Genomic DNA, 24,252 nt, shown 5'->3' with positions numbered 1-24,252 from the left:
TCGGCCTCAGGCCCGGACCACCCGGACGAACTGCGAGGAGTCGAGGACGAGCGTCTGGTCGTCCACCGGGATCTCGATCTTCTCGCCGAAGTCGCCGGTCACGGTGTGCCGGTAGGTCCCGTCCTGCGGGCGGGTCAGCAGCGTCCAGCGGGCGGTGAGCACGTTGACGACGAGGTACGCCTCGATGTCGCGCAGGGCGTAGTGATCGGCCTTCGTGCTGTAGTCGCGCTCCTCGCTCTCCGGAGAGACGACCTCCACGACGAAGCGGAGCAGGTCTTCCGCGAACTTGCTGGCACCGGGGGGAGCCTTGTCACTCGGCACAGCTGACACGTCCGGCTCCGGGCTATACCCCTCCCGAGGCGGGACCACGCTGAACTCGCCCACCGCTGTCCAGCCGGGCAGACGCTCGTCGATCTGGAGTGCGATGCGCTGCTGGGTCTTCCAGTGCGCTTGGGTAATGGGTACCAACGTCATTCCGTTCCTGGTCAGCCGCAGCCGGACGCTCCGGGGCAACTGGATCCGCTGCTGCAGTTCCACCGCCCGGTCCTCCATGGTCGTCATGCTTCCTCCCTGGCCAGGTCGCTCCCAGACTAGCCGCTGGAGCCCCCGTGCGCGTGGCGCTGATCACGTCTGTTCCCTCCCGGCCGGAACTCTGCGCACACTGATCGTCGTTCTTCCGTCAGTGCCCACCACCCCGTACGGAGATCTCACTCGATGACCACCGCCATCAGCCGCCGCGAGCGGCGGATCAGCCCTGTGTTCCTCGGCCTGGTCGCGATCATGGCCGTGTCCGCGTGGGCGGTGTGGACGGACTACTCGGCCAGCCCCGGCTTCGCCGTCTTCCTCTTCGTGGTGTCCGGCTGGGTCGTCTCGCTGTGTCTGCACGAGTACGCGCACGCCCGCAGCGCGCTGCACAGCGGTGATCTGTCGATCGGCGCGAAGGGCTACCTCACCCTCAACCCGCTGAAGTACACGCATGTGGCCCTGAGCATCGTGCTGCCCGTGATCTTCGTGATCATGGGCGGGATCGGGCTGCCGGGCGGGGCGGTCTTCATCGAGCGGCACCGGATCCAGGGCCGCTGGCGGCACAGCCTGATATCGGCGGCGGGGCCACTGACGAACGTGCTGTTCGCCGCCGCGCTCACCGCCCCGTTCTGGCTCGGCAGCGCGGACCAGGTGCCGCTGGTCTTCCGCTTCGCGCTGGCGTTCCTGGCGCTGCTCCAGGTCACCGCCGCGATCCTGAACTTCCTGCCGGTCCCGGGGCTGGACGGCTACGGGGTGATCGAGCCGTGGCTGTCGCACCGCATCCGGCGGCAGGTCGAGCCGTACGCGCCGTTCGGGCTGCTCGCGGTGTTCGGCATCCTGTGGATCCCCGAGGTCAACCAGGTCTTCTTCGACGCGGTCGACGCGATCATGCGGGGCCTCGGGGTGTCGCAGTTCGAGACCTACTTCGGCCAGGAGTTCTTCCGCTTCTGGCAGGGCGAGCCGCAGTTCCCCGGGCTCAGCTCGTAGCGCCCGGGGCCCCCGCCGCCGCCTCGCGCTCGGCGTCCCGCTCGGCCTTGGCCCGGCGGGCGTAGAACCAGGCCATGTTGGACGAGACCCCGGCCAGCAGGACCCAGACCACGCCGAGCCAGCTGCCCCGCGCGAACGAGACGACGGCCGCGGCGACGGTGAGGACGCAGACGAGGAGGGCATAGAGGGCGAGGCGGGGCATGGGGAAGGCTCCTGTGGGGTCCTGTCGGGGGTGACGCTTCCGACATTGTCGCCCATGCCCCGCCGGGGCGTACGGGTCGCCCTCGTCCAGCAGGGAGGTGTCCGGCTCAGACGTCCGTGACGCGCAGGCCCGCGTGGGCCTTGTAGCGGCGGTTGACCGAGATCAGGTTGGCCACCAGGGACTCGACCTGGTGGGCGTTGCGCAGCCGTCCCGCGAAGACGCCCCTCATGCCGGGGATGCGGGCGGCCAGGGCCTGCACCAGATCGGTGTCCGCGCGGGACTCGCCCAGCACCATCACATCCGTGTCGATCTCCGCGATCTCCGGGTCCTGGAGCAGCACGGCCGACAGATGGTGGAAGGCGGCGGTGACCCGGGAGTCCGGGAGGAGGGCCGCGGCCTGTTCGGCGGCGCTGCCCTCCTCCGGCTTCAGCGCGTACGCGCCCTTCTTGTCGAAGCCCAGCGGGTTGACGCAGTCGATGACGAGCTTGCCGCTCAGCTCCTCGCGCAGCGACTCCAGCGTCTTGCCGTGGCCCTCCCACGGGACCGCGACGATCACGATGTCGCTGCGCCGCGAGCACTCGGCGTTGTCCGCGCCCTCGATGCCCAGCTCGGCGCCGCCCAGCTCCTCGGCCGCGGTCCGCGCGCGCTCGGCCGCGCGCGAGCCGATGATCACCTTCTGCCCGGCCCTGGCCAGCCGGTAGGCGAGGCCGCGGCCCTGGTCGCCGGTGCCGCCGAGCACGCCGACGACCAGTCCTGAGACGTCCGGGAGGTCCCAGGGGTCCTTGGCGGGGGCCTTCTTGGCGGGGGCTTCGTCGGTGGCGGTCGTACCGTCAGGAGTAGTCATGACAGCGATACTGTCACGCCCACGTCATGCCTTCACGCTCCCCTCGGTCAGCCCCGTGCGCCAGTACCGCTGGAGGACACCCATCAGCACCATCAGCGGCAGCACGGACAGGAAGGCGCCCCCGACCGTGTACTGGTACAGCTCCGGCTGCCGGTCCGCGTAGCCGGTCCAGGAGGTCAGCCCGAGCTGGATCGGATAGAGGTCGGAGTCGGAGAGCATGACCAGCGGCAGGAAGAAGTTGTTCCAGATGTGCACGAACTGGAACAGGAAGACGGTCACCAGCGCCGGGGTCATCAGCCGCAGCCCCACCGTGGAGAAGATCCGCGCCTCCCCCGCCCCGTCGATCCGCGCCGCCTCCATCAGCGAGTCGGGGACGGCGGCCGCCGCGTAGATCCGGCACAGGTAGACGCCGAACGGGCTGACGACGCTGGGGACGAGGACGGCCCAGTAGGTGTTGGCCAGCCCGACGCGACTGAAGAGGAGGTAGAGGGGCAGCGCGAGCGCGGTGCCGGGGATGAGCACCCCGGCCAGGATGACGTTGAAGATCCCCTCCCGCCCGGGAAAGCGGAACTTGGCGAGCGCGTACCCGGCGGCGGCCGACAGCAGCGTGGCGGCGAGCGCGCCGACACCCGCGTACATCAGGCTGTTGGCGAACCAGCGCGCGTAGATCCCGTCGTCGTACGTCAGTACCTGCCGCAGACGGCCGAAGAGGTCCGGGTCGTGGAACCAGAAGCCGAACGTGCCGAAGAGGTCGCTGCTGGACTTGGTCGAGGAGACGACGAGCCAGTAGACGGGCGTGAGGAAGTAGACGGCGGCGACGGCGAGCAGCGAGGCGGTGATGACGCGGTACCGCAGCGGGGGCCGGGCGGCGCCCGGGCGGCTCTCCGCGCTCACCGGTCCTCCCCGCCCTTGCCGCGCTGGCCCACCAGGCGCAGGAAGCCGAACGACAGCACGCACGCGACGAGCGCCAGCAGCACCGCCTCGGCGGCGGCGATGTGCTGGTTGTTGCTGGTGAACGCCTCGTTGTAGGCGGCCAGGTTGGGGGTGTAGCCGGAGTCGATCGCGTTGCTGAGCGGCTTGAGCACCTTGGGCTCGGCGAACAGCTGAAGCGTGCCGATGAGGCTGAAGACCGTGGTGAGGACGAGGGCGGGCCTGATCAGGGGGAGCTTGATGTGCAGCGCGATCTGCCAGGCCCGCGCGCCGTCGATCTTCGCCGCCTCGTACAGCTCCCCCGGCACCGCCTTGAGCTGGGCGATCAGCACCAGCATGTTGTAGCCGGTGAACTGCCAGGTGACGATGTTGGCGATGGACCACAGCACGGTGGAGCGGCCGAGGAAGTCCACGTCCCAGCCCGCCGAGTGGGCCATCTCCACCAGCGGGCTGATGCCCGGTACGTAGAGGAAGCCCCACAGGATCGAGGCGATCACTCCGGGCACCCCGTACGGCAGGAAGAAGGCGGTGCGGAAGAAGCCGACCCAGCGCGCCGACGCCGCCTCCAGCAGCAGCGCGAGCGCGGTGGCGAAGGCGATCATCACCGGGATCTGGACCGCGCCGAAGAGCAGCACCCGGCCGAATCCGGCGGTGAAGTGGCCGTCCTGGAGGGCGTGGGTGTAGTTGGACAGGCCCGCCCAGACGTCCTTGGTCTCCCCGCCGAGGCCGAGCGGCCCGGTGCGCTCGACCTTCAGCAGGCTCTCGTAGAGCGCGAAACCGATGGGGGCGATGAAGCAGAGGAGGAACAGCGCGAGGAACGGCAGCAGGAAACCGGCCGCCGCCCGCGCGCCGCGCGCCTCGGCCCGGGTCATGCGCCACCCGTGGCGCCGCACCCGGCCCGCCGTCCGGCCTGTCATCCGGCCTCCGCCTTGAGGCCCTTTTCCTTGAGGTCGCTGATCGTGTCCCGCTGGACCTTCTTCAGCACGGAACGGAACGACGACCCGTCGCCGATCGCCGCCGTGAACGCGTCGCCGAGCCGCTGGTAGAGGGTGTCCGTGGCCGGGCCCCACTTCCAGCTGGTGTCCACGCCCTTGCTCGCGTCGTCGAACACCTTGCTGTACGCCTGCCCGCCGAAGAAGTCCTTGTGGACGTCGAGGTCGGAGGTGGCGTACCCCTGCTTGGCGCCGGGGGTGCCGTAGCCGTTCTCGATCAGCAGCTTGATCGACTCGGGGTCGGTGTTGAGCCAGATCGCGAAGTCCAGTGCGTCCTTGGGGTACTTGGACTTGGCGAAGACGGCGGTCGTCGAGCCGCCCCAGTTGGCGTACGCCCCCTCGCCCCGCTTCCACTGCGGCATGGGGACGACCCGCCACTTCCCGGAGGTCTTGGGGGCATTGCCGACCAGCAGCGCGTCGCCCCAGCTGGCGCCGAGCCAGGAGGCCATGGCACCGGTCTGGACGTCCTTGTACCAGGCGTTCTGCCGGTCCGGGATGGTCTTGATCAGCTTGCCCTTGACCAGCGCGTCCCAGTAGTCGGCGACCTTACGGGTCGGCTCGTCGTCGATCGAGACGGTCCAGGTGTCGCCCTGGGTGCCGAACCAGCGCGCCCCGGCCTGCCAGGCGAGGCCCGCGAAGCGGTTGCCGTTGGTCGCCGAGAACGTCTCGATCCAGGCGCCCTTCTTCCGTATCGCCTTGGCCGCCGCCTCGTACTCGTCCCAGGTGGCGGGCGGCTCGACGCCCCACTTGTCGAACAGGTCCTGACGGATGAACAGCCCCATCGGCCCGGACGCCTGCGGTACGGCGTACACGGCCTTGCCGAACACCGACTGCTGCCACTGCCAGCCGACGAACTTGTCCTTGTACCGGTCGATCCCGTACTTGGTGAGGTCCAGCAGCCCGTTGTCGATCAGGAAGCTGGGCACCACCGGGTACTCGATCTGGCCGAGGTCCGGCGGGTTGCCCGCCTTGATCGCGGCGTGCATCTTGGCGTACTGGGCGCCGTCGACCGCCGACACCTTCTCGACCTTGACCCTGACCTCGGGGTTCTTGCTGTTCCACAGGTTGACGGGCTTGTCGATGCCCGGCACCCAGGACCAGAAGGACAAGGTGATCTTCTGGCCCTTCTTACGGCCCTTGGGCTCGTCGCCACCGTCGTCGTCCCCGCCGCAGCCGGTGAGGGCGAATCCGGCCGCCGCGGCGGCGGCACCGCCGAGGACGGCACGCCGTCGGGGGCCCGCTATATCTGACATGCTCATACCAGCTCCTCCACCGGAATGCGCCGGAATGTGATGGTCGAGTAGGCGCTGAAGTCGCCGGTCTCGTAGAGCAGTCCGACCGTGTCCTGATCGATCCTGACCAGGTCGGAGTAGGCGGCGGGCAGCCCGTCCACGGTGTGCACCGACTGCCAGGTGACGCCGTGGTCGCGGCTCGCCCGCACCGTCATCAGGGCCCGGAAGCCGGGCGCGGCGGGGCCGGAGTACAGCAGCAGATCCGGCTCACCGAGGTGCAGCAGGCTCCCCTCGACCACCGGCGTCACCAGCCCGGCCTGCGGCCGGAAGGGGGTGGCCAGGGTGGCCCCGCCGTCGTGCGAGTAGGCGTCGGCGCGGGTGCCGGGCGCGGTCGCGTCGTTGCGGGTGTTGAAGTAGACCCGGCCGTCGGGGAGTTCGGCTGCGGTCGTCTCGTTGACGTTGACGTAACCGTCCGGGTCGTCGTCCACGTACCCGATCCGCCAGGTCGCGCCGTCGTCGTCGCTCAGCAGGTCGTGTCCGGCGTTGTACCGGCCCTCGGTGCCGATGTCGCCGGGGACCGTCGGGGGGAGGGAGTGGTTGGCCGGGACGACGATCCGGCCCGCGTGCTCGCCGTGGCGTAACCGCAGCGCGTGTCCGGGGGTCGTGGCGTACCAGCGCCACTCGGGGCGCTTGGTCCCGTCCGTGATCTCGCGGACCTCGCTCCAGCTCACCCCGTCGTCGTCGCTGTACGTCAGCCACACCCGCCGCCCGTCCGCCGCGGACACCTCGCCGCGGCGGATCTTGTCCTCGGTCGCGGAGGCGGCGCTGCGGACGTGCACCAGGACGACGCGGCCCGCGTGCGGTCCGTCCTCCAGCACGACGGGTGCGGGGTTCCCGGCCGTTCCGTTCCCGTTGCGGGCGACGACCTGGGGCGCGTCCCAGGTCCGGCCCCCGTCGGCGGACCGCTTCAGCACCAGGTCGATGTCCCCGTGATCGGCGGACGACCCCACCCGTCCCTCGGCGAAGGCCAGCAGCGTCCCGGCGCGCGTCCGCACCACCGCCGGAATCCGGTAGCTCGCGTATCCCCCGGTCCCGGCCCGGAACGGAACCGACACCTCGTACGGGCGTGCCATGCAGACCCTCCCGATGCGCCGTTGCAATCGATCGAGTGCTCAGCTGGAAATATGGGACGTAGGACGTCCCTTGTGTCCGGCGACCATAGGGTTTGCCTCACAGAGCGTCAAGAGACGGCGCAATGAACAGTTGTCGCCGCAGTTGTCGCCGCGCTGCGCCGCACATGCCCCCAATGGGGTGACCGTGCCCCGTTCCCCGGGCGCCCGCGCCGTGGGAACGGCAGGATGCGGGTGCCATGGACGCCGTACGGGTCGCGCTGCTGCGCGAAGTGCTCGCCGGGACCGAGTGGTTGCAGTCCACCCGCCGCTTCGCGGGCTCCCTGCGGGCCTCGATCGGCTCGCGCGAGGGTGGATTACTGCTCGTGGGCAGCGCGGAGTACGAACCCTGGCATCTGGCCGCGCACCTCGACGACGAGGCCGCGTGGTCCGGGCTGCCCGAGCTGTCCCCCACCCTGGTCCGCCACCGCGTGCCCGTCGGCCGCGCGATCCCGGCCCATCTGGCGGTCGGCCTGGGCCGGTTGGAGGCCGCCGGGCGCGGTGAGACCCTGCTCGTCGTCGCCCCGGGCGACCCGGGCAGCGGGCTGCTGGAGCGCGTCCACGACGCCCGCCGGGGCGGCGCCACCGTCCTCGCCCTCGACGGCGGCGACACCGAACTCCACACCCTGGCCCATGATGCGCTGTCCGCCCCCGAGGGCGCCGATCTCGATCTGGACACGGTCCAGCACCTGGTCAGCGCGGCTGCCGGGGAGAACACCCTCCCGTCCCGGCCCGGGCGCCGCCGCATCCGCGACCGCTTGGCCCGCCTGGCCGACCAGCTGACGGCCCCGCCCCCACCGTCCTGGTGAGCCCGGGGTTCTTCCCCCACCCCGCCCCTTCCTGAAACCGGGGCTCCGCCCCGGACCCCCGCCGGGGCTCCGCCCCTGGACCCCGCTCCTCAAACGCCGGAGGGGCTGGATGCTGGCGCATCTCCGCCCCGCACCCGCCACCTCCACGCCAGGCCAGGACGACGCGCGCGCCGGGCCCGGCCAAGGGCCGCGCCGCGTCCCCGCACCCCAGCGACGGCGCGCCATACCCGACGACCTCCGCGTCATACAGGCTCCCGACGCCCCCGCGGCACGTCCGGGCGGCGGGTGTCAGGGGGCGAGGCGGGATGTCAGTCGTGCCAGGACGCGATGCGGTCGATCAGCTGGTACGGGTAGTTCGGCGTCGGCGGCGTGCTGGCCTCGGTGAGGCGGGACGTTGCCGGCTCGTCCAGGTGGAGTGCGACCGCGGCCAGGGATTCGCGCAGTTGCGCTACGGTCCGGGCGCCGACGATCGGGGCGGTGACGCCCGGGCGGTCGGCGGCCCATGCCAGGGCCGCCTGACCAGGCGTCACACCGTGCCCGTCCGCGACGTCGCGGAGCACCTCGATGAGGGACCACACCTCCTCGGTGTTCCGCCGGTGCCACGCCTCGCTCGTCGCCTCCCCGGCCCGGGCGACCCGCGTACCGTCCGGTGGCTGCTGGTCGCGCCGGTACTTCCCGGTGAGCCACCCCTGCCCCAGCGGGCCGTACAGCAGCGTGCCCAGACCGGCGTCCACACCGGCCGGGATGACCTCCCACTCGACCGCGCGGGCCAGCAGGCTGTACTGGATCTGCTGGGAGACCAGCGGCGGGCCGCCCCGCTCGGCCAGCAGCCGGGCGAGCTTGGCGACCTGCCACCCGGCGAAGTTGCTGATGCCCACGTGGCGGGCCTTGCCCGCGGCGACGATCTCGGCGAGGAAGTCGACGATCTCGTCCACCGGATGCTCGGCGTCCGGGCCGTGCAGCTGGTACAGGTCGACGTGGTCGACGCCGAGCCGGGAGAGGCTGGCGTCGAGCGCGGTGCGCAGGTACGGCGCCGTCAGGCTCGCGCCGGGGAAGCCGAAGCGGCCCTTGGTCGCGAGCAGGACGCGCTCGCGCAGGCCCGGCCGGGCGCTCAGCCACCGGCCGACGATGCGTTCCGACGCACCGGCCCCGTACATGTCCGCCGTGTCGATCAGCGTGCCGCCCGCTTCGGCGTACGCGTCGAGCATCTGGTGGGCCGCCGCCTCGTCCGCGTCGCCGCCGAACGTCATCGCCCCGAACGCGAAACGGGACACTGCGGGCCCCGACCCGCCCAGCCGTCGAGTCTCCATACGGCACTCCTTCCGTCGTGGCGCCCGACACTGGCAGTTGGAGTGCGCTCCAGGGCAAGACCCCGCGTACGGCGGGTAATTCGGTTGCCGCCGGGGGCGGGGCGGCCAGAGCATGTGCGTTCGTGACCGTGACCGACGAAGACGGGCCCTCCCCGACGCCGCGACGGGCGAGGCGTTCCCGCGCCCTGCTGCCCGACCTCGCGCCCTGGCGCTCCTCCCGCGACTTCCGCCTCCTGTGGACGGCGGGCCTGGTGACCGCGTTCGGCAGCTTCCTGACCATGGTGGCGCTGCCGCTCCAGATCAAGGAGCTGACCGGTTCGACGGTGGCGGTGGGCGCGATCGGGGCGGTGGAGCTGGTGCCGCTGATCGTCTTCGGCCTGTACGGCGGGGCGCTCGCCGACGCCGTCGACCGCCGGAAGCTGATCCTCGCCACCGAGGCCGCGCTCGGGCTGCTCTCCGTCCTGCTGCTGGTCAACAGCCTGTTACCGGACCCCCTGCTGTGGCCGCTCTACGTGGTCGCCGCGCTGAGCAGCGCGCTGATGGGGCTTCAGCGCCCGGCCCTCGACGCGGTCGTGGCCCGTATCGTCCCGCACGACCAGCTCACCGCGGCGGCCGCGCTGAACTCCCTGCGCTGGCAGCTGTCGGCCATCGCGGGCCCCTCGCTGGCCGGTGTGGTCGTCGCGTACGCGGGTCTGCCGCTCGCCTACGGCCTCGACCTGCTGACCTTCCTCGTCTCCCTGCTCCTGGCACTCGGCCTCACCCCCGCCCCGCCCGCCCATGACGCCGAGCCGCCGTCGGTGCGGGCGATCGCGGAGGGCGCGCGGTACGCCTGGCAGCGCAAGGAGCTGCTGGGGACGTACGCGGTGGACATGGCCGCGATGTTCTTCGCCTTCCCGAACGCGATCTTCCCCTTCCTCGCCGACGACCTGGACGCCCCCTGGGCGCTCGGCCTGATGTACGCGGCTGGCTCGGTCGGCTCGGTGGCGGTCAGCGCGACCAGCGGCTGGTCTTCCCGGGTCCACCACCACGGCCGGATGGTGGTCCTGGGCGCGGCGGTGTGGGGGCTCGCGATGGCCGCCGCCGGGTGGCTGTCGAACATCTGGCTGGTGCTGTTGTGCCTGGCGGTGGCGGGTGGCGGCGACATGGTGAGCGGGCTGTTCCGCGCCACGATCTGGAACCAGACGATCCCCGACAAGCTCCGCGGCCGCTTGGCGGGCATCGAGCTGCTCTCGTACGCCACCGGCCCCCAGTTGGGCCAGGTCCGCGCCGGAACCGCGGCCGGTCTCATGGGCGTGCGGAGCGCGGTGTGGTCGGGCGGTGTGGCCTGCGTGGCCTCGGTGGCCCTGCTGGCGCTGGCCCTCCCGCGGCTGATGGCGTACGACGCGCGGACGGACGCCCACGCGAGGGCCGTCCGCGAGGCGGCCCCCACAACAGCCTGACCCCGCCACCCGGGCCCCGAGGGCCTTCCGTCGACTGCGTCGGCCGGTGGCGGGGGCGGTTTTCCCCCACCCCGCCCCTTCCCGAAACCATGGGCGCCGCCCCTGGACCCCGCCCCGGGCAGCAGCGGGCTGCGCGCGGTAGGCGCGGCCGGGCCCGGTCCGGGCCTCGGTGACGTGCCTGACGTCACGGCGTACCCACCGACCCACGGCAAGGGCCCGGGCCGGGGCAGGATGGCCGGTTGGCGCGGATCGGACCGGTACCGGGTCGCTCGGCGGACGACAGCGGCCCGCGCGGGACGACGCTGAGCCCCCCTGCGGGGCGGGCGCGGCCGGGGCCGGTCCGGGCCTACGGGCGCGCCACCGCAGAGTGCGCACCGGTCCGGCAGGGTCACGCGCTCAGCTGGAGTCGCCGGGGGCTTCGTCCTGCCATCGGGGATCGTTCTGCCACTGGGCGTTCCGCTCCTGCGCCGTTTCGAGGGCGCGGGCGGCCTCCTCCGGGGTGCCGTACGGGCCCAGGCGGTCGGCGGCTCGGCATTCCGGGCCCTCTTCGACCTTGTGATGCTTGACGCAGTAGTACCACTCGCCCGGCTTTCCGACGGGACCCTTCCTGAACAGCGCCATCGCGGCCTCCTCTTCCTCGCGGCCATGGTGCCCGATCCGGCGCCGATACACTCGCTGATATGTCTGGCCAGTCACTCCTTGTTCCGGGGAAGCTCTCCCCCACCCGCACCGTCCCCGCCTCGATCTCGCGGCCCGAGTACGTGGGGAAGGAGGGTCCCGCGCCGTACGAGGGGCCCGAGGTGCAGGACGCCGAAACGATCGAGCGGATGCGGATCGCGGGGCGGATCGCCGCGCGGGCGATGGAGGAGGCCGCGAAGCTGATCGCGCCGGGGGTGACGACGGACGAGCTGGACCGGGTCGCGCACGAGTACATGTGCGACCACGGCGCCTACCCGTCGACCCTCGGCTACCGCGGCTTCCCCAAGTCGCTGTGCTCCTCGGTCAACGAGGTCATCTGCCACGGCATCCCGGACACCACCGTCCTGCGCGACGGCGACATCGTGAACCTCGACGTCACCGCCTTCATCCACGGCGTGCACGGCGACAACAACGCCACCTACCTGTGCGGCGACGTGGACGAGGAGTCGCGGCTGCTGGTGGAGCGGACGCGGGAGTCGCTCAACCGCGCGATCAAGGCCGTCAAGCCGGGCCGGAAGATCAACATCGTCGGCCGGGTCATCGAGTCGTACGCCAAGCGCTTCGGCTACGGCGTGGTCCGGGACTTCACCGGTCACGGCGTCAACACGTCGTTCCACTCCGGCCTGATCGTGCCGCACTACGACAGCCCGCACCACACGACCGAGATCAAGCCGGGCATGACGTTCACGATCGAGCCGATGCTGACGCTCGGCACGTACGAGTACGACATGTGGGAGGACGGCTGGACGGTCGTCACCAAGGACCGCAAGCGGACGGCTCAGTTCGAGCACACGCTGGTGGTGACGGACACCGGGGCGGAGATCCTGACGCTTCCCTGAGCCGAACCGAGCAGCCGGAGGTTTTGCCGACAGGGCGTCGGGAAAGGGTGGGTCAGGTCACCCTGACCCACCCCGGAGGCCGTCTTGGACGCCATGCCCACGCCCTTCTCCGCACTCCTCCGCGCCGCCTCGCACGAGCAGCACACCCAGGTCGCCGGGTCGGCCTTCATGGGCGACCTGCTCGGCGGGCGGCTGGGCGTGGACGCGTACCGGCAGTACACGGAGCAGCTGTGGTTCGTGTACCGCGCCCTGGAGTCGACCCCCGGCCACCTCGCCGAGGACCCGGTCGCGGGCCCGTTCCTCCGGCTCGACCTGGCCCGCACCGAGGAGCTGGAGCGCGATCTGGCCCATCTCGGCGGCCCGCGCTGGCGCGCCGGGCTGGAGCCGCTGCCCGCGACGGCGGAGTACGCGGCCCGGATCGAGACGTGCGTGCGCGACTGGCCCGGCGGTCTTGTCGCCCACCACTACACCCGCTACCTGGGCGATCTCTCCGGTGGCCAGATCGTCCGCGGGATGGCCGAGAAGACCTGGGGCTTCGACCGCAAGGGCGACGGGGTGCGGTTCTACGTCTTCGAGTCGATCGACAATCCGGCCGCCTTCAAGCGGGAGTACCGCACCCTGCTGGACGCGCTGCCGGTGGACGACCTGGAGAAGCAGCGCGTGGTCGACGAGTGCAAGCACGCGTACGGGCTCAACACCGCGCTTCTCCGTGAGCTGGGCCGCCGTTTCCCGCTCAGCGCTTGAGTGACTGAGGCAATCAATCTCGGCCAACTTGGCTGAAACTTTGCCATTCACAAAGAGATCCTTGGAAATACATAGACTCCACACAGGTAAGGCTCAGTTAAGTTAGGTCGGCCTTATTCGTCGGCCTCATCTGTTCTGTCCCCGAGCCCCGTATGGAGCCCGCATGCGAGCCGCCCGCACCTCCGTCGTCGCCGCCATATCGGCGCTGACGACACTCACCGCCGTCGCCGGCTGCGCCGAGAAGTCCGATGCCAAGGGCTCCGACGCCGTCCAGGTCACGGCGTCGGACAGCGCGTGCGAGGTCTCCAAGAAAACCTTCCCGGCCGGGCATGTGAAGCTCGCCGTGGAGAACAAGGGCTCCAAGGTCACCGAGGTCTACGTCTACGCCCCCGGCGACCGCATCGTCACCGAGCGGGAGAACATCGGGCCCGGCACCAAGGCCGTGATCAACGCCGAGGTGAAGACCGGTTCGTACGAGATCGCCTGCAAGCCCGGGATGAAGGGCCACGGCATCCGCCAGAAGGTGTCCGCTTCGGGTAAGGGCGCGGCGGCCAAGAGCGATCCGCGGCTGGACAAGGCGGTGGCCGCGTACCGCGCGTACGTGCGGAAGCAGGCCGATGACACGCTGCCGAAGGCTCAGGCGTTCGCCGACGCGATCAAGAAGGACGACCTGGGGGCCGCCAAGAAGGCGTACGCGCCCTCCCGCGTCGGCTGGGAGCGCACCGAGCCGGTCGCCGAGTCGTTCGGCGACATCGACCCGAAGGTCGATGTGCGCGAGGACGGGCTGGAGAAGGGCCAGAAGTGGACCGGCTGGCACCGGCTGGAGAAGTCGCTGTGGCACACGAAGAAGATCACCAAGGCCGACCATGACCTCGCCGACCGGCTGATCACGGACCTCAAGGACTGGCAGAAGCGCGTCGGCACCGCCGAGATCACCCCCACCGGCATGGCGAACGGCGCCAAGGAGCTGCTGGACGAGGTGCAGACCGGCAAGGTCACCGGCGAGGAGGAGCGCTACAGCCACACCGACCTGGTGGACTTCGAGGGCAACGTCGAGGGCGCCCAGACCTCGTACCAGCTGCTGAAGCCCGTGGCCGCGAAGAACGACCCGGCGCTCGCCAAGGACTTGGACAAGCAGTTCGCCGCGGTGAAGAAGCAGCTGGACGCGTACCGCGAGGGCGACGGCTTCGTCTCGTACGACACCGTCTCGGAGAGCAAGCGCAAGGAGCTGTCGGACGCGGTCAACGCACTGGCCGAACCGCTGTCCAAGCTCGCCGCCGCCGTCGTTTCCAAGTGAGGACCGGGTCATGACCGACGAGGCCACGACCTCCCACTCCCGCCGCGCCCTCCTCGGCTGGGGCGGTGCCGGGCTCGCGCTCGGCGCCGCGGCCGCCGGGGGCACGGCCGCCGCACTCTCGGCCACCGGTGACGACGCCCGGCCGGTGGCCGACAACGGCGGCGCCGTCCCCTTCCACGGGGCCCACCAGGCGGGCATCGCGACCGGCGTCCAGGACCGGCTGCACTTCGCGGCCTTCGACGTCACCACCGACGACCGCGCCGAGCTGATCGATCTGCTCAAGGAGTGGACGAAGGCGGCAGCCCGGATGACGCAGGGGCACGCGGTCGGCGACGGCGCCGTCAGCGACCTCGTCGAGGCGCCGCCGGACGACACCGGCGAGGCCCTGGGCCTCAAGCCGTCCCGGCTGACCCTCACCTTCGGCGTCGGGCCCACCCTGTTCAAGAACAAGAAGGGGAAGGACCGGTTCGGGATCGCGGAACGCCGCCCCGAGGCGCTGATCGACCTGCCCGCCTTCCCAGGCGACGACCTCGACGCCGCCCGCAGCGACGGCGATCTGTGCGTCCAGGCGTGCGCCGACGACCCGCAGGTGGCCGTGCACGCCATCCGCAACCTGGCCCGCATCGGTATGGGCAAGGTCGCCGTCCGCTGGTCGCAGCTGGGCTTCGGCAAGACGTCCTCGACCACCCCGGACGCGCAGACGCCGCGCAACATGATGGGCTTCAAGGACGGCACCCGGAACATCTCCGGCACCGACACCGCCGCCCTGACCAAACACGTGTGGGTCAGCGAGAAGGCGGGCCCGGCCTGGATGGCGGGCGGCTCGTACCTGGTGGCGCGCCGCATCCGCATGCACATCGAGACCTGGGACCGCACCTCCCTCAAGGAGCAGGAGGACGTGTTCGGGCGGGACAAGGGCGAGGGCGCGCCGTACGGCAAGCAGCGCGAGCGCGATACGCCCAACCTGAAGGCGATGCTGCCCGACGCCCACGTCCGGCTCGCCCACCCCGACTCCAACGGCGGCATCCGCATCCTGCGCCGCGGCTACTCCTTCACCGACGGTACGGACGGCCTGGGGCGGCTGGACGCCGGGCTGTTCTTCCTCGCGTACCAGCACGACGTGCGCGAGGGCTTCGTACCGCTCCAGCAGCGGCTGGCGCGCACCGACGCGCTCAACGAGTACATCCAGCACGTGGGTTCGGCGCTGTTCGCCGTCCCGCCGGGCGTCCGGGACACCGGCGACTGGTGGGGCAGGGCGCTGTTCACCTGACCTCCCACAGCACACAGGGACAGAGAACGAAAGGAAGGCGGACCCCGTGTTCGGCAACTACCTGATCGGGCTGCGCGAAGGGCTCGAAGCCAGCCTGATCGTGTGCATCCTGGTCGCCTATCTGGTCAAGACCGGCCGCCGGGACGCGCTGCGCCCGGTGTGGCTGGGCATCGGCGCGGCGGTCGCGCTGGCCCTGTCGTTCGGCGCGGCACTGGAGTTCGGCTCACAGGAGCTGACGTTCGAGGCGCAGGAGGCGCTGGGCGGCTCGCTGTCCATCATCGCGGTCGGCCTGGTGACCTGGATGGTGTTCTGGATGCGGCGCACCGCCCGCCACCTCAAGCACGAGCTGCACGGCAGGCTGGACGCGGCGCTCGCCATGGGCACCGGCGCGCTGGTGGCCACGGCGTTCCTGGCGGTGGGCCGGGAGGGCCTGGAGACCGCGCTGTTCATCTGGGCCGCGGTGCGGGTGGGCAACGACGGCTCGGCGGACCCGCTGATCGGGGCGGCCCTGGGCCTGCTCACCGCGGTGGTGCTGGGCTGGCTGTTCTACCGCGGCGCGCTGCGGATCAACCTGGCGAAGTTCTTCACCTGGACGGGTGGCATGCTGGTCGTAGTGGCGGCAGGCGTCCTCGCGTACGGCTTCCACGACCTCCAGGAGGCGAACTGGCTTCCGGGGCTGCACTCCCAGGCGTTCGACATCAGCTCCACGATCGCGCCGGACACCTGGTACGGGACCCTGCTCAAGGGTGTGTTCAACTTCCAGCCGGACCCCACGTGGCTCCAGGTCACAGTGTGGCTGCTGTATCTGGTCCCCACGCTGACCTTCTTCTTCGCCCCGGGTAGGGTGGCGCCGTCCAACGCAGCCCCGAAGGAGCCGCAGCCCCATGACACGCAGGTCACCTCGTCGGCCGTCCGTCCTTCCGACCGCAGCGACGGCGCTGGTGCTGGGGATGACACTGACGGGGTGCATGACGGTGCACGGCGAGCGGGAGAACATCCCGTCCGTGGACAAGGCTGAGGCCGCCGAGGCGCTCAAGGACTTCACCGCCACGTACAACAAGGCGTACCGCGAGCTGGATCCGTCGCTGGCGAGCAAGGTGGAGACCGGCCCGCTCGCGGAGATCAGCCGGGCCGACCTCAAGGCCCAGCACGCCAACTCCCCGCAGGGCAACCCGAAGTACCCGGCGCTGAAGCTGTCCGACGCGAGCTTCCACATCCCCCGGCAGATCGGGTGGCCGAAGTTCTTCGTGGCGGACACCGACAGCAATCGGGACGCCAACCGGTGGCTGGTGGTCTTCGTCCGGCAGGGCGCCGACGACCCGTGGAAGGCCGCGTATCTGTCGATCCTCAGCCAGGACGAGGTACCGGCCTTCGCGACCGACAAGGACGGCTGGGCCAAGCCGGTCAAGGCGGCGGGCCCGGTGCCGCGGCTCGCCGTCCGGCCGGACAAGCTGAGCAGCACCTACACCGACTACCTGATGACGGGCAAGGGCGGCACCTTCGCCGACGGTTCGGCGACGTCAGGGATGCGGGACTCGCGGGACAAGTTCAAGAAGACGCCGAAGTTCTGGACGCAGTACATCGACATCCCGGCGTCCGGCGGCGGCGCCGAGGCCCCGGTGGGGCTGCGGACGAAGGACGGCGGCGCGGTGGTCTTCTTCACCTCGCACCACCGCCAGAAGCAGACCATGGCCAAGGGGTTCCGACCCAACCCGGACCCGCAGGTCAAGGCGCTGATGACGGGCGAGGCGAAGCGGGCGGTGACGCTGACCCGGGTAGCCGAGTCGGCCGTCCGCGTCCCCGCGAAGGACGCGGCCGACCCCAAGGTCGTCTTCCTGAACCGCCTGGAAGGCGTTACAGGCGCCAAGGGCGAGTGACACGTTGTGCAGGTGTCCCGCCGGGGGGCACCTCCCAGCGGCAGCTGGGGGAGGGACGGGTGGGCGCAAACCGGCCACCGACCCGCACCCGGCAACGAAACCCCAGGCTTAAGCGACCGCTACCGTCCTATGGGCCAAGCCGCACCCTCGTGCGCCTCAGGCTCCTCCTCCACGGCCAAGCGGCACGCATCGGTCAGCGCCTCCAGAAGCGTCAAGGGATCCGGAAGCGGCCGCTCCGGCCCCAGGAGCCAGGCCACCCGCCCTTCTCCCGGCAACCGCGCAGGCGGCACCAGCACATAACTCCCCCGGCAATGCCACCGCAGCCCCGGATGTTCATCCATCGTCTCGGGGTGGCAGTCCAGCTCGCACGGCCACCACTCGTCCTCGTCGTCCGGCGTACCCCGCGTAGCCGTGAAGAAGAGCATCCGCCCCTGCCGCACATCCAGATCCGCACCGCTCGTCGCGACCGGCCCGACCTCCACGTCCGTGGCGCCCAGCCGCTCCAGGGCCTGCCGCCCCGCGTCGACGGGCACGTCGAGCACATCGTGGACCAGGCCGGTGGCGGTGATGAAGTTGGCCTGCGGGTCGGCGTGCAGCCAGCGGCCGACCTTCTCCGGGTCGGCCGACGCCTGGGTCGCCCAGGCGAAGGACACGGGGTGCCGGGCGGGGGTCGGACAGCCGATGCGGTCGCAGGAACAGCCGTAGCCGGAGGGGTACGCGGCGGGCGCGAGCGGGAATCCGGCGGCGGCCGCGGCCATGAGCAGGTCCTCGCGGGCGCCAGCGGCGCCCGCCCCCGAGCCGGTATCGCCGCCCGTCGCGCTTCTCGGCCGGCGCAGCCACTGGGTGAACCTGCTCTTGCGTTCCATCTATCGCCTCGCTTCACCGCCGCGACCGGCGGTACCGCCGGTACCCGATCAATGCTGCCACCATCCTGCGCCCGAGGTGGCCGGTGTCCGCATCCGGGGTGACGCCAGGACCCACGTCCGGGTGCCGATATCAGGACATAACGTCACGAGCACCCCTAGCGTTCCCTTTATGATCACCAGGTATTTTCTGACCGGTGTGGCGGTCCTCACCCTCTCCATACCGGCGGCCGTCCTGGCGTACCCCACCGCCCGTCCAGCGGCCCGCCCGCAGGAACGGCACCCGGACGATCAGCTCGACCAGATACCCACCGCCGCCGCCCCCGCGTCCCCGCCGATCATCTACACGGCCCACCGCGGCGGCGCCCTCGAAGTCCCCGAGAACAGCATGGCCGGGCTGACCACCGCCCTGGCCCGCAGGGACGCCCAGGTCCTGGACTTCGACATCCGCACCCTGCGCGACGGCACGCTCGTCGTCATGCACGACGCGACGCTGGACCGTACGACGTCCCGGACCGGGCCCGTGAACGCCCTCACCGCCGCCCAGTGGCGCACCGTACGGCTTCGCCCCGCGCCCACCCTGCGCGGCGCCTGGAAGCCCGAGCGGCCGCCGACCGTGGCCGAGGCGCTGGACCGGCTCGGCGGCCGCACCACGCTCATGGTCGAGACCAAGGACCCGGCCGGACTGCCCGCACTGGCGCGCATGATCCGCGACCGGGGGCTGATCCACTCGGTCTACGTGAACTCCAACCACCCGGACGTCGCCCGCGAGGCCCACCGGATGGGGCTGATGGCCCAGCTGTGGCGGTCCGCCCGGCAGATGCGCCACGACCGCCCGAGCCGGTGGCGCGGGATCGTGGACCTGCTGGACGTCGACTACCGGGCGCGGGAGGCGGACATCCGGCGGGCCGTCGCCTCCGGTGTGCCCCATGTGTGGGCGCACACCGTGAACACTCCCGGTCAGCGCGACCGCATGGTCAGGCTGGGCTGCGACGGGATCATCACGGACGCCCCCAGCCTGATGATCACCACCCCGATGAGAGCCCCGATCGGAGCGCGGCTCAGCGGGGGCTGAGCCCGCGCAGCGCCATCTCGACCACGGCGTCCGCGTACGCATGGGTCAGCGGCTGCGTCCGCAGCAGCCAGCGGGCGGTGACCGGGCCGGTCACCAGCTCCAGCGCGAGCCGCGGATCGAGGTCCGCCGCGACCTGTCCGGCCCGCTGGGCGGCGCGCAGCCGCTCCACGTAGAGCTGCAGCGAGGGCTCCATCACCCGGCTCACGAACTCCGTGGCGATCTCCGGGTTGACCATGCCCTCGGCGGCCAGCGCCCGATAGGGCAGGTCGTACGTGGGCGACAGCAGCTCGTCCACCGTCGCGCGCAGCACGAACTTGAGGTCGGCCTCCAGGTCTCCGGTGTCGGGGAACGCGTACGGCGCACCGCCCTCCGGCCCCTCCGCCTCCCGCGCGGCGCGCTCGCCGAGGGCGACGAAGGCGTCCAGCAGGACGGCCGCCTTGGAGGGCCACCAGCGGTAGATCGTCTGCTTGCCGACCCCGGCACGCGCGGCGATGGCCTCGATCGTGAGCTTGGGATAGCCCACCTCGGCGACGAGTTCGAGTGCGGCGTCGAGGATCGCGCGGTGCGAACGTTCGCTGCGGCGGGTCGCGTCGGGAACTGCTTTTCCGGCCATGCGGGCCAATGTAGCGCCCCCTTTCGACCCCGTAGAATCCACGGAATGCATGCCCCGCACGCCGCCCCCACCGCCGAGACGCTGCGCGCCGCGCTCGCCGGGCTCCTCGACGGACTGCCGCCCCGCCAGGCGGCCCAGGCGGTCGACCGGCTGATCGCCAACTACCGGGGCCGCACCCCGACCGACGCGCCCGTTCTGCGCGACCGCTCCGACGTCGCCGCGTACGCCGCGTACCGGATGCCCGCGACGTTCGAGGCCGTACGGGCCGCCCTCGACGCCCTCCGCGAGCGCGCCCCCGACTGGGCGCCCGCAACCCACCTCGACATCGGCGGCGGCACGGGCGCGGCCAGCTGGGCCGTGGCCGCCGCGTGGCCGGACGGGGGTCACACCACCACCGTCCTGGACTGGGCCGAGCCCGCCCTCGCCCTCGGCCGCGAACTCACCCGCGAGTCCCCCGCCGCCCCGCTGCGCGACGCGAGCTGGCAGCGCCGGGCCCTCACCGCGGACCTCGCCCTCCCCGGCGCGACGGACCTGGTGACCGTCTCCTACGTGCTGGGCGAACTCACCGCGGCCGACCGCCGCGCGGTCGTCGGCGAGGCGGCGCGGACGGCCCAGGCGGTGGTCCTCGTCGAACCCGGCACCCCCGAGGGCTATCTGCGCATCCGTGAGGCCCGCGACCAGCTCGTCTCAGCGGGCCTGACCGTCCTGGCCCCCTGCCCGCACAGCGCCGCCTGCCCCATCGAACCGGGCGCCGACTGGTGCCACTTCGCGGCCCGGGTGAGCCGTTCGTCGCTGCACCGCCAGGTGAAGGGTGGCTCGCTGGGGCACGAGGACGAGAAGTACGCGTACGTCGCCGCGACCCGCTTCCCCGCCTCCCTCACGGCCCCGTCCCGCGTCACCCGCCACCCCCAGACCCGCAAGGGGCAGGTGCTGTTGGACCTGTGCACCCCCGACGAGGGCCTCACCCGCCGCACCGTCACCAAGCGCCACGGCCCCCTCTACCGCGCCGCCCGCGACACCACCTGGGGCGACGCCTGGCCGCCGCCGGAGCAGTCGCCCGAGCAGTGATCTAGAGGGCGCGGGCCAGGGCGGTGGCCGCCGCCGCGCGAGGTGCGCTGTCGCCGGGGCGGCGGCGGGGGTGGACGGTGTTGGCCAGGAGGATCAGGTAGCAGTCCCGGGAGCGGTCCAGGACCAGGCTGGTGCCCGTGAAGCCGGTGTGCCCGGCCGCGCCGCGGCCCGCCAACTCGCCCATGAACCACGGCTGGTCGACCTCGAAGCCCAGCCCCGGGGCGGTCAGCATCAGGTCCACCGAGGCGGGGGAGAGCACCGGGCCGCCGCCCGCCAGCAGGGCGCGGCACAGCGTGGCCAGGTCGGCCGCGGTGGAGAAGAGCCCGGCGTGGCCCGCGACGCCGCCGAGCGCGCACGCATTCTCGTCGTGCACCACGCCCCGCAGCATGCCCCGGTCGAGCTTGCCCCAGGGGCGCCGCTGGTCCTCGGTCGCGGCGATGCGCGGGCGCCAGGAGCGGGGCGGGCGGAAGCGGGTGGACGCCATGGCCAGCGGGCCGGTGATGCGGTCGTGGACGAGGTCGTCGAGCCTGCCGCCGGTGACCCGTTCCAGCACGCGCTGCGTCAGCAGCAGGTTCAGGTCGGAGTAGCGGCGGGCGGTGCCGGGCGGGGTGGCGGGCGGTTCGGCGTACAGCCGCGCCCAGCGCTCCTGGTCGCCGTCGTAGTCGTACAGCGGCAACTCCGGGATCAGGCCGGAGCGGTGGGTGAGCAGCTGGCGCACCGTGATGCCGTGGTCGGCGGCCGCCGTGCACTCGGGGGCGTAACGGGCGACCGGGGCGTCCAGCGCGATCTCCCCGCGCTCCAGCGAGCCCACCGCCACGATCGCGGTGAACAGCTTCGTCAGCGAGGCGAGGTCGAAGACCGTGTCGGCGTGCGCCGGGACCCGTTCGCCGCGCGGCAGCTCGCGGTCGTACGCGGCGTACCGCACCGCCCAGCCGAAGGCGCCCTCGGCAAGCGGCCCGGCGCCGGTCCCGGCGGACACGACCGCGCCCGCGCACCAGGGGCGCTCCCCCTCGGGGAGCGCCTCCACGGTGCGCAGGAGGTGGCTCAGGCCACCGTCACGCTCTGCTTGGTGCGTCGCTGCCACGGGCGGCAGAGTCCCACGAAGCAGCCCGTGGCGGCCAGCGCGCACACCAGCTGGACGACGGCCATCGGCACCGCCGTGGTCTCGCCCGCGATCCCCACCAGCGGCGAGGCGGCGGCCCCGAGCAGGAAGGTGGAGGTGCCGAGCAGCGCGGACGCGGAACCGGCGGCGTGCGGGGTGCGCATGAGCGCCTGGGCGTTGGTGTTGGGCATGGCCAGGCCCATCGACGACATCAGGACGAACAGGCAGGCCGCGACCGGCGCCAGACCGACCTCGCCGAAGACCCCGGCGGACAGGACCAGCAGCGCGGTCGCCGCGAGGGTGATCATGGTCAGCCCCACGGCCAGCACCTTGTCCATGCTGACGCGGCCGACGAGGATCCGGCCGTTGACCTGGCCCATGCCGATGAGGCCGATCGAGTTGAGCCCGAAGAGCAGGCTGAAGGTCTGCGGCGAGGCGCCGTAGATCTCCTGGACGACGAAGGACGAACCGGAGACATACGCGAAGAGGGCGGCGAAGGCGAAGCTGCCGGCGAGCATGTAGCCGGTGAAGACGCGGTCGGCGAGCAGCCCGCGCACGGTGCGCAGCGTCTCGCCGAGCCCGCCGTCGTGGCGCCGCTCCGGCGGCAGTGTCTCGCGCAGGAAGCGCCAGACGACGAGGGTGAGCAGGGCGCCGACCACGGTGAGGAAGACGAAGACGCCGCGCCAGTCGGTGAAGCGCAGGATCTGGCCGCCGATCACGGGCGCGGCGATGGGCGCGACGCCGGAGATCAGCATCAGGGTGGAGAAGAAGCGGGCCATCGCGATGCCGTCGTACAGATCGCGGACGACGGCGCGGGCGATCACGATCCCGGCCGACCCGGCGAGCCCCTGGAGCAGCCGGAAGCCGATGAGCGTCCCGGAGGTGGGCGCGAAGGCGCAGATGGCGGTGGCGATGACGTAGATCACCATGCCGATGAGGAGGGGACGGCGGCGGCCCCACTTGTCGCTCATCGGGCCGACGACGAGCTGGCCGAGCGCCATGCCCATCAGACAGGCGGTGAGGGTGAGCTGCGCGGTGGCGGCGGAGCTGTGGAGCGCGTCGGTGACCTCCGGCAGGGCCGGGAGGTACATGTCCATCGAGAGGGCGGGGAGAGCGGTGAGCCCGCCGAGGACGAAGGTGACGAGGAGGCTCGCGCGGCGCTGGGCGGTCGACGGAGCGGTGACCTTGGGCGCGGTGGCGGCAGAGGAGGGAGAAGAGAGTTCGGGTCTGGATACCCGGTCGGGAGCGGCGGCCGTTTGGCCGGGCTGCTGCATGCTGGCCTTCCATGAGTCGTTGAATCGTTGTCTATGCTCTCAGCTGAATTGGAGTGCTCACGACCGAATAAGCCAGGGGGTGGGGATGTCCGGACCGAAGGCCGAGCCCGTGCGATGGGGGATCCTGGCGACCGGCGGGATCGCCGCGTCGTTCACGGCCGATCTCCTGGACATGGCAGACGCGCAGGTCATGGCGGTGGGCTCGCGCGGCCAGGAGTCGGCGAAGCGGTTCGCCGAACGCTTCGGGATACCCCGCTCGTACGGCAGCTGGGCCGACCTCGCGGCCGACGACGATCTCGACGTGATATACGTCGCTACGCCGCACGCCGCCCACCGCACCGCGGCCGGGCTGTGCCTGGAGGCGGGCCGGGCGGTGCTGTGCGAGAAGGCGTTCACCCTGAACGCGCGCGAGGCGGACGAGCTGATCGGCCTCGCCCGCGCCCATGACCGCTTCCTGATGGAGGCGATGTGGACGTACTGCGATCCGGTCGTCCGCCGCATGACCGCCCTCGTCCGGGACGGCGCGATCGGCGAGGTGCGCGCCGTGCACGCGGACTTCGGCCTCCCCGGCCCGTTCGACCCCGCCCATCGCCTGCGCGACCCGACCCAGGGCGGCGGCGCCCTGCTCGACCTCGGGGTCTACCCGGTGTCCTTCGCCCAGCTCCTCCTGGGCGAACCCGCCGACGTCCGGGCCCGCGCCGAGCTGTCCCCGGAGGGCGTCGACGTGAACACCGGCCTGCTGCTGGGCTGGGACACCGGCGCGGTGGCGCTGCTGAGCTGTTCCCTCACCGCCGACACCCCCATGACGGCGGCGGTGACGGGCTCCGCGGGCCGCATCGAGTTCCCCCGCGGCTTCTTCCACCCCGACCGCTTCGTCCTCCACCGCCCGGGCCACGACCCGGAGGAGTTCACGGCCCCCGGGGCCTTGCGCTCCTACCAGCACGAGGCGGCGGAGGTGATGCGCTGCCTGCGGGCGGGCGAGCGCGAATCCCCCCTCGTCCCCCTGTCGGGCACGCTGGCGGTGATGCGCACCCTGGACGCGGCCCGCGCGCAGATCGGCGTCCGCTACCCCGGCGAGGGTTGAGCCAGGCA

25 protein-coding genes are annotated in these 24,252 nt (G+C 71.8%); 12 read left to right on the top strand and 13 right to left on the bottom strand.

The features are described from left to right. Positions 1 to 6: 6 nt before the first annotated feature. Positions 7 to 561 carry a Uma2 family endonuclease gene (locus ACH4TL_RS26250; protein WP_398320508.1) on the bottom strand — a complete coding sequence of 185 codons (555 nt, stop codon included), beginning with the start codon at positions 559 to 561 and terminating at the stop codon, positions 7 to 9. Between the two features lie 153 nt (positions 562 to 714). Between ACH4TL_RS26250 and ACH4TL_RS26245 the strand changes: the two genes are divergently transcribed. Further along, a complete protein-coding gene (locus ACH4TL_RS26245) occupies positions 715 to 1,512 on the top strand; it encodes a site-2 protease family protein (protein WP_398320511.1) in 798 nt (265 codons plus the stop codon). On the opposite strand, the gene ACH4TL_RS26240 is transcribed toward ACH4TL_RS26245, so the two are convergent. The 6 genes from ACH4TL_RS26240 to ACH4TL_RS26215 form a co-directional block, all read right to left on the bottom strand. Next, a complete protein-coding gene (locus tag ACH4TL_RS26240; protein ID WP_398320514.1) occupies positions 1,502 to 1,714 on the bottom strand; it encodes a hypothetical protein in 213 nt (70 codons plus the stop codon). The genes ACH4TL_RS26245 and ACH4TL_RS26240 overlap by 11 nt on opposite strands. Positions 1,715 to 1,820: 106 nt before the next feature. Further along, complete coding sequence (npdG, locus tag ACH4TL_RS26235; protein ID WP_398320517.1) at positions 1,821 to 2,558, bottom strand: NADPH-dependent F420 reductase; 738 nt, start codon at positions 2,556 to 2,558, stop codon at positions 1,821 to 1,823. A 24-nt stretch (positions 2,559 to 2,582) separates the two neighbouring features. Then, positions 2,583 to 3,452 (bottom strand): carbohydrate ABC transporter permease, encoded by an 870-nt coding sequence (locus ACH4TL_RS26230; RefSeq protein ID WP_398320520.1) that lies wholly within the window; start codon positions 3,450 to 3,452, stop codon positions 2,583 to 2,585. Then, entirely contained in the window at positions 3,449 to 4,405 is a 957-nt protein-coding gene (locus ACH4TL_RS26225) for a carbohydrate ABC transporter permease (RefSeq protein ID WP_398320523.1), read from the bottom strand. Before ACH4TL_RS26225 ends, ACH4TL_RS26230 begins: the two co-directional genes overlap by 4 nt. Next, positions 4,402 to 5,739 carry an ABC transporter substrate-binding protein gene (locus tag ACH4TL_RS26220; protein ID WP_398320526.1) on the bottom strand — a complete coding sequence of 446 codons (1,338 nt, stop codon included), beginning with the start codon at positions 5,737 to 5,739 and terminating at the stop codon, positions 4,402 to 4,404. The genes ACH4TL_RS26225 and ACH4TL_RS26220 overlap by 4 nt, the downstream gene beginning before the upstream one ends. Then, positions 5,736 to 6,845 (bottom strand): exo-alpha-sialidase, encoded by a 1,110-nt coding sequence (locus tag ACH4TL_RS26215; RefSeq protein WP_398320529.1) that lies wholly within the window; start codon positions 6,843 to 6,845, stop codon positions 5,736 to 5,738. The genes ACH4TL_RS26220 and ACH4TL_RS26215 overlap by 4 nt, the downstream gene beginning before the upstream one ends. Before the next feature lie 236 nt (positions 6,846 to 7,081). On the opposite strand from ACH4TL_RS26215, the gene ACH4TL_RS26210 reads away from it, so the two are divergent. Further along, the gene (locus ACH4TL_RS26210) at positions 7,082 to 7,690 is read left to right on the top strand and encodes a hypothetical protein (protein ID WP_398320532.1); all 609 of its coding nucleotides are present in this window, start codon (positions 7,082 to 7,084) and stop codon (positions 7,688 to 7,690) included. Between the two features lie 308 nt (positions 7,691 to 7,998). On the opposite strand, the gene ACH4TL_RS26205 is transcribed toward ACH4TL_RS26210, so the two are convergent. After that, positions 7,999 to 9,000 carry an aldo/keto reductase gene (locus tag ACH4TL_RS26205; RefSeq protein ID WP_398320535.1) on the bottom strand — a complete coding sequence of 334 codons (1,002 nt, stop codon included), beginning with the start codon at positions 8,998 to 9,000 and terminating at the stop codon, positions 7,999 to 8,001. 128 nt (positions 9,001 to 9,128) lie between these two features. Here ACH4TL_RS26205 and ACH4TL_RS26200 point away from each other — a divergent pair, with 128 nt between their 5' ends. Beyond that, complete coding sequence (locus ACH4TL_RS26200; protein WP_398320699.1) at positions 9,129 to 10,439, top strand: MFS transporter; 1,311 nt, start codon at positions 9,129 to 9,131, stop codon at positions 10,437 to 10,439. 396 nt (positions 10,440 to 10,835) lie between these two features. Here ACH4TL_RS26200 and ACH4TL_RS26195 read toward each other — a convergent pair whose 3' ends face one another. After that, positions 10,836 to 11,060: a hypothetical protein gene (locus tag ACH4TL_RS26195; protein WP_398320538.1), complete on the bottom strand. Its 225-nt coding sequence runs from the start codon at positions 11,058 to 11,060 to the stop codon at positions 10,836 to 10,838. A 59-nt stretch (positions 11,061 to 11,119) separates the two neighbouring features. Between ACH4TL_RS26195 and map the strand changes: the two genes are divergently transcribed. The 6 genes from map (at position 11,120) to ACH4TL_RS26165 (ending at position 17,165) form a co-directional block, all read left to right on the top strand. After that, positions 11,120 to 11,977, top strand: coding sequence for a type I methionyl aminopeptidase (gene map, locus ACH4TL_RS26190; protein WP_398320541.1), 858 nt, complete (start codon positions 11,120 to 11,122; stop codon positions 11,975 to 11,977). A gap of 93 nt (positions 11,978 to 12,070) precedes the next feature. After that, a complete protein-coding gene (locus tag ACH4TL_RS26185; protein ID WP_398320702.1) occupies positions 12,071 to 12,721 on the top strand; it encodes a heme oxygenase (biliverdin-producing) in 651 nt (216 codons plus the stop codon). Positions 12,722 to 12,884: 163 nt separating this feature from the next. Beyond that, positions 12,885 to 14,018, top strand: coding sequence for an iron uptake system protein EfeO (efeO, locus tag ACH4TL_RS26180; RefSeq protein ID WP_398320544.1), 1,134 nt, complete (start codon positions 12,885 to 12,887; stop codon positions 14,016 to 14,018). 10 nt (positions 14,019 to 14,028) lie between these two features. Then, entirely contained in the window at positions 14,029 to 15,288 is a 1,260-nt protein-coding gene (gene efeB / locus ACH4TL_RS26175; RefSeq protein ID WP_398320547.1) for an iron uptake transporter deferrochelatase/peroxidase subunit, read from the top strand. A 46-nt stretch (positions 15,289 to 15,334) separates the two neighbouring features. Then, positions 15,335 to 16,306: an iron uptake transporter permease EfeU gene (gene efeU / locus ACH4TL_RS26170; RefSeq protein ID WP_398320550.1), complete on the top strand. Its 972-nt coding sequence runs from the start codon at positions 15,335 to 15,337 to the stop codon at positions 16,304 to 16,306. After that, positions 16,257 to 17,165: a hypothetical protein gene (locus ACH4TL_RS26165; protein WP_398320553.1), complete on the top strand. Its 909-nt coding sequence runs from the start codon at positions 16,257 to 16,259 to the stop codon at positions 17,163 to 17,165. Before efeU ends, ACH4TL_RS26165 begins: the two co-directional genes overlap by 50 nt. Before the next feature lie 119 nt (positions 17,166 to 17,284). Here ACH4TL_RS26165 and ACH4TL_RS26160 read toward each other — a convergent pair whose 3' ends face one another. Beyond that, positions 17,285 to 18,031, bottom strand: coding sequence for a bifunctional DNA primase/polymerase (locus ACH4TL_RS26160; protein WP_398320556.1), 747 nt, complete (start codon positions 18,029 to 18,031; stop codon positions 17,285 to 17,287). A 169-nt stretch (positions 18,032 to 18,200) separates the two neighbouring features. Between ACH4TL_RS26160 and ACH4TL_RS26155 the strand changes: the two genes are divergently transcribed. After that, entirely contained in the window at positions 18,201 to 19,103 is a 903-nt protein-coding gene (locus ACH4TL_RS26155; protein WP_398320559.1) for a glycerophosphodiester phosphodiesterase, read from the top strand. On the opposite strand, the gene ACH4TL_RS26150 is transcribed toward ACH4TL_RS26155, so the two are convergent. Beyond that, on the bottom strand, positions 19,090 to 19,716 hold the full coding sequence (locus tag ACH4TL_RS26150; protein WP_398320562.1) for a TetR/AcrR family transcriptional regulator: 627 nt from the start codon (positions 19,714 to 19,716) through the stop codon (positions 19,090 to 19,092). The genes ACH4TL_RS26155 and ACH4TL_RS26150 overlap by 14 nt on opposite strands. Before the next feature lie 45 nt (positions 19,717 to 19,761). On the opposite strand from ACH4TL_RS26150, the gene ACH4TL_RS26145 reads away from it, so the two are divergent. Then, positions 19,762 to 20,784, top strand: a complete 1,023-nt coding sequence (locus ACH4TL_RS26145) for a small ribosomal subunit Rsm22 family protein (RefSeq protein WP_398320565.1) — start codon at positions 19,762 to 19,764, stop codon at positions 20,782 to 20,784. A gap of 1 nt (position 20,785) precedes the next feature. Here the strand turns inward: ACH4TL_RS26145 and ACH4TL_RS26140 are convergent, their stop codons facing one another. Both ACH4TL_RS26140 and ACH4TL_RS26135 read right to left on the bottom strand, forming a co-directional pair. Then, on the bottom strand, positions 20,786 to 21,811 hold the full coding sequence (locus ACH4TL_RS26140; protein WP_398320705.1) for a serine hydrolase domain-containing protein: 1,026 nt from the start codon (positions 21,809 to 21,811) through the stop codon (positions 20,786 to 20,788). 17 nt (positions 21,812 to 21,828) lie between these two features. Continuing rightward, a complete protein-coding gene (locus ACH4TL_RS26135) occupies positions 21,829 to 23,160 on the bottom strand; it encodes a multidrug effflux MFS transporter (protein ID WP_398320568.1) in 1,332 nt (443 codons plus the stop codon). An 85-nt stretch (positions 23,161 to 23,245) separates the two neighbouring features. On the opposite strand from ACH4TL_RS26135, the gene ACH4TL_RS26130 reads away from it, so the two are divergent. Continuing rightward, positions 23,246 to 24,244, top strand: coding sequence for a Gfo/Idh/MocA family protein (locus tag ACH4TL_RS26130; protein ID WP_398320571.1), 999 nt, complete (start codon positions 23,246 to 23,248; stop codon positions 24,242 to 24,244). Positions 24,245 to 24,252 lie beyond the last annotated feature (8 nt).

It is taken from the genome of Streptomyces sp. NPDC021115, from assembly GCF_044333065.1.
In the GTDB taxonomy this organism is placed as follows: Bacteria; Actinomycetota; Actinomycetes; order Streptomycetales; family Streptomycetaceae; genus Streptomyces.
The sequence above is the reverse complement of the archived record's forward strand: the minus strand, read 5'-3'. Positions and strand labels throughout refer to the sequence as shown.

Excerpts from the sequence above, each read along its gene's own strand:
- ACH4TL_RS26130 (WP_398320571.1), top strand. The coding sequence starts at position 23,246 with ATGTCCGGACCGAAGGCCGAGCCCGTGCGATGGGGGATCCTGGCGACC.
- ACH4TL_RS26250 (WP_398320508.1), bottom strand. The coding sequence starts at position 561 with ATGACGACCATGGAGGACCGGGCGGTGGAACTGCAGCAGCGGATCCAG.
- ACH4TL_RS26145 (WP_398320565.1), top strand. The coding sequence starts at position 19,762 with ATGCATGCCCCGCACGCCGCCCCCACCGCCGAGACGCTGCGCGCCGCG.
- ACH4TL_RS26155 (WP_398320559.1), top strand. The coding sequence starts at position 18,201 with ATGATCACCAGGTATTTTCTGACCGGTGTGGCGGTCCTCACCCTCTCC.
- ACH4TL_RS26215 (WP_398320529.1), bottom strand. The coding sequence starts at position 6,845 with ATGGCACGCCCGTACGAGGTGTCGGTTCCGTTCCGGGCCGGGACCGGG.
- ACH4TL_RS26245 (WP_398320511.1), top strand. The coding sequence starts at position 715 with ATGACCACCGCCATCAGCCGCCGCGAGCGGCGGATCAGCCCTGTGTTC.
- efeO (WP_398320544.1), top strand. The coding sequence starts at position 12,885 with ATGCGAGCCGCCCGCACCTCCGTCGTCGCCGCCATATCGGCGCTGACG.
- npdG (WP_398320517.1), bottom strand. The coding sequence starts at position 2,558 with ATGACTACTCCTGACGGTACGACCGCCACCGACGAAGCCCCCGCCAAG.
- ACH4TL_RS26165 (WP_398320553.1), top strand. The coding sequence starts at position 16,257 with ATGACGGTGCACGGCGAGCGGGAGAACATCCCGTCCGTGGACAAGGCT.
- efeB (WP_398320547.1), top strand. The coding sequence starts at position 14,029 with ATGACCGACGAGGCCACGACCTCCCACTCCCGCCGCGCCCTCCTCGGC.
- ACH4TL_RS26135 (WP_398320568.1), bottom strand. The coding sequence starts at position 23,160 with ATGCAGCAGCCCGGCCAAACGGCCGCCGCTCCCGACCGGGTATCCAGA.
- map (WP_398320541.1), top strand. The coding sequence starts at position 11,120 with ATGTCTGGCCAGTCACTCCTTGTTCCGGGGAAGCTCTCCCCCACCCGC.
- ACH4TL_RS26195 (WP_398320538.1), bottom strand. The coding sequence starts at position 11,060 with ATGGCGCTGTTCAGGAAGGGTCCCGTCGGAAAGCCGGGCGAGTGGTAC.
- ACH4TL_RS26160 (WP_398320556.1), bottom strand. The coding sequence starts at position 18,031 with ATGGAACGCAAGAGCAGGTTCACCCAGTGGCTGCGCCGGCCGAGAAGC.
- ACH4TL_RS26210 (WP_398320532.1), top strand. The coding sequence starts at position 7,082 with ATGGACGCCGTACGGGTCGCGCTGCTGCGCGAAGTGCTCGCCGGGACC.
- ACH4TL_RS26185 (WP_398320702.1), top strand. The coding sequence starts at position 12,071 with ATGCCCACGCCCTTCTCCGCACTCCTCCGCGCCGCCTCGCACGAGCAG.
- ACH4TL_RS26220 (WP_398320526.1), bottom strand. The coding sequence starts at position 5,739 with ATGAGCATGTCAGATATAGCGGGCCCCCGACGGCGTGCCGTCCTCGGC.
- ACH4TL_RS26225 (WP_398320523.1), bottom strand. The coding sequence starts at position 4,405 with ATGACAGGCCGGACGGCGGGCCGGGTGCGGCGCCACGGGTGGCGCATG.
- ACH4TL_RS26240 (WP_398320514.1), bottom strand. The coding sequence starts at position 1,714 with ATGCCCCGCCTCGCCCTCTATGCCCTCCTCGTCTGCGTCCTCACCGTC.
- ACH4TL_RS26150 (WP_398320562.1), bottom strand. The coding sequence starts at position 19,716 with ATGGCCGGAAAAGCAGTTCCCGACGCGACCCGCCGCAGCGAACGTTCG.
- ACH4TL_RS26205 (WP_398320535.1), bottom strand. The coding sequence starts at position 9,000 with ATGGAGACTCGACGGCTGGGCGGGTCGGGGCCCGCAGTGTCCCGTTTC.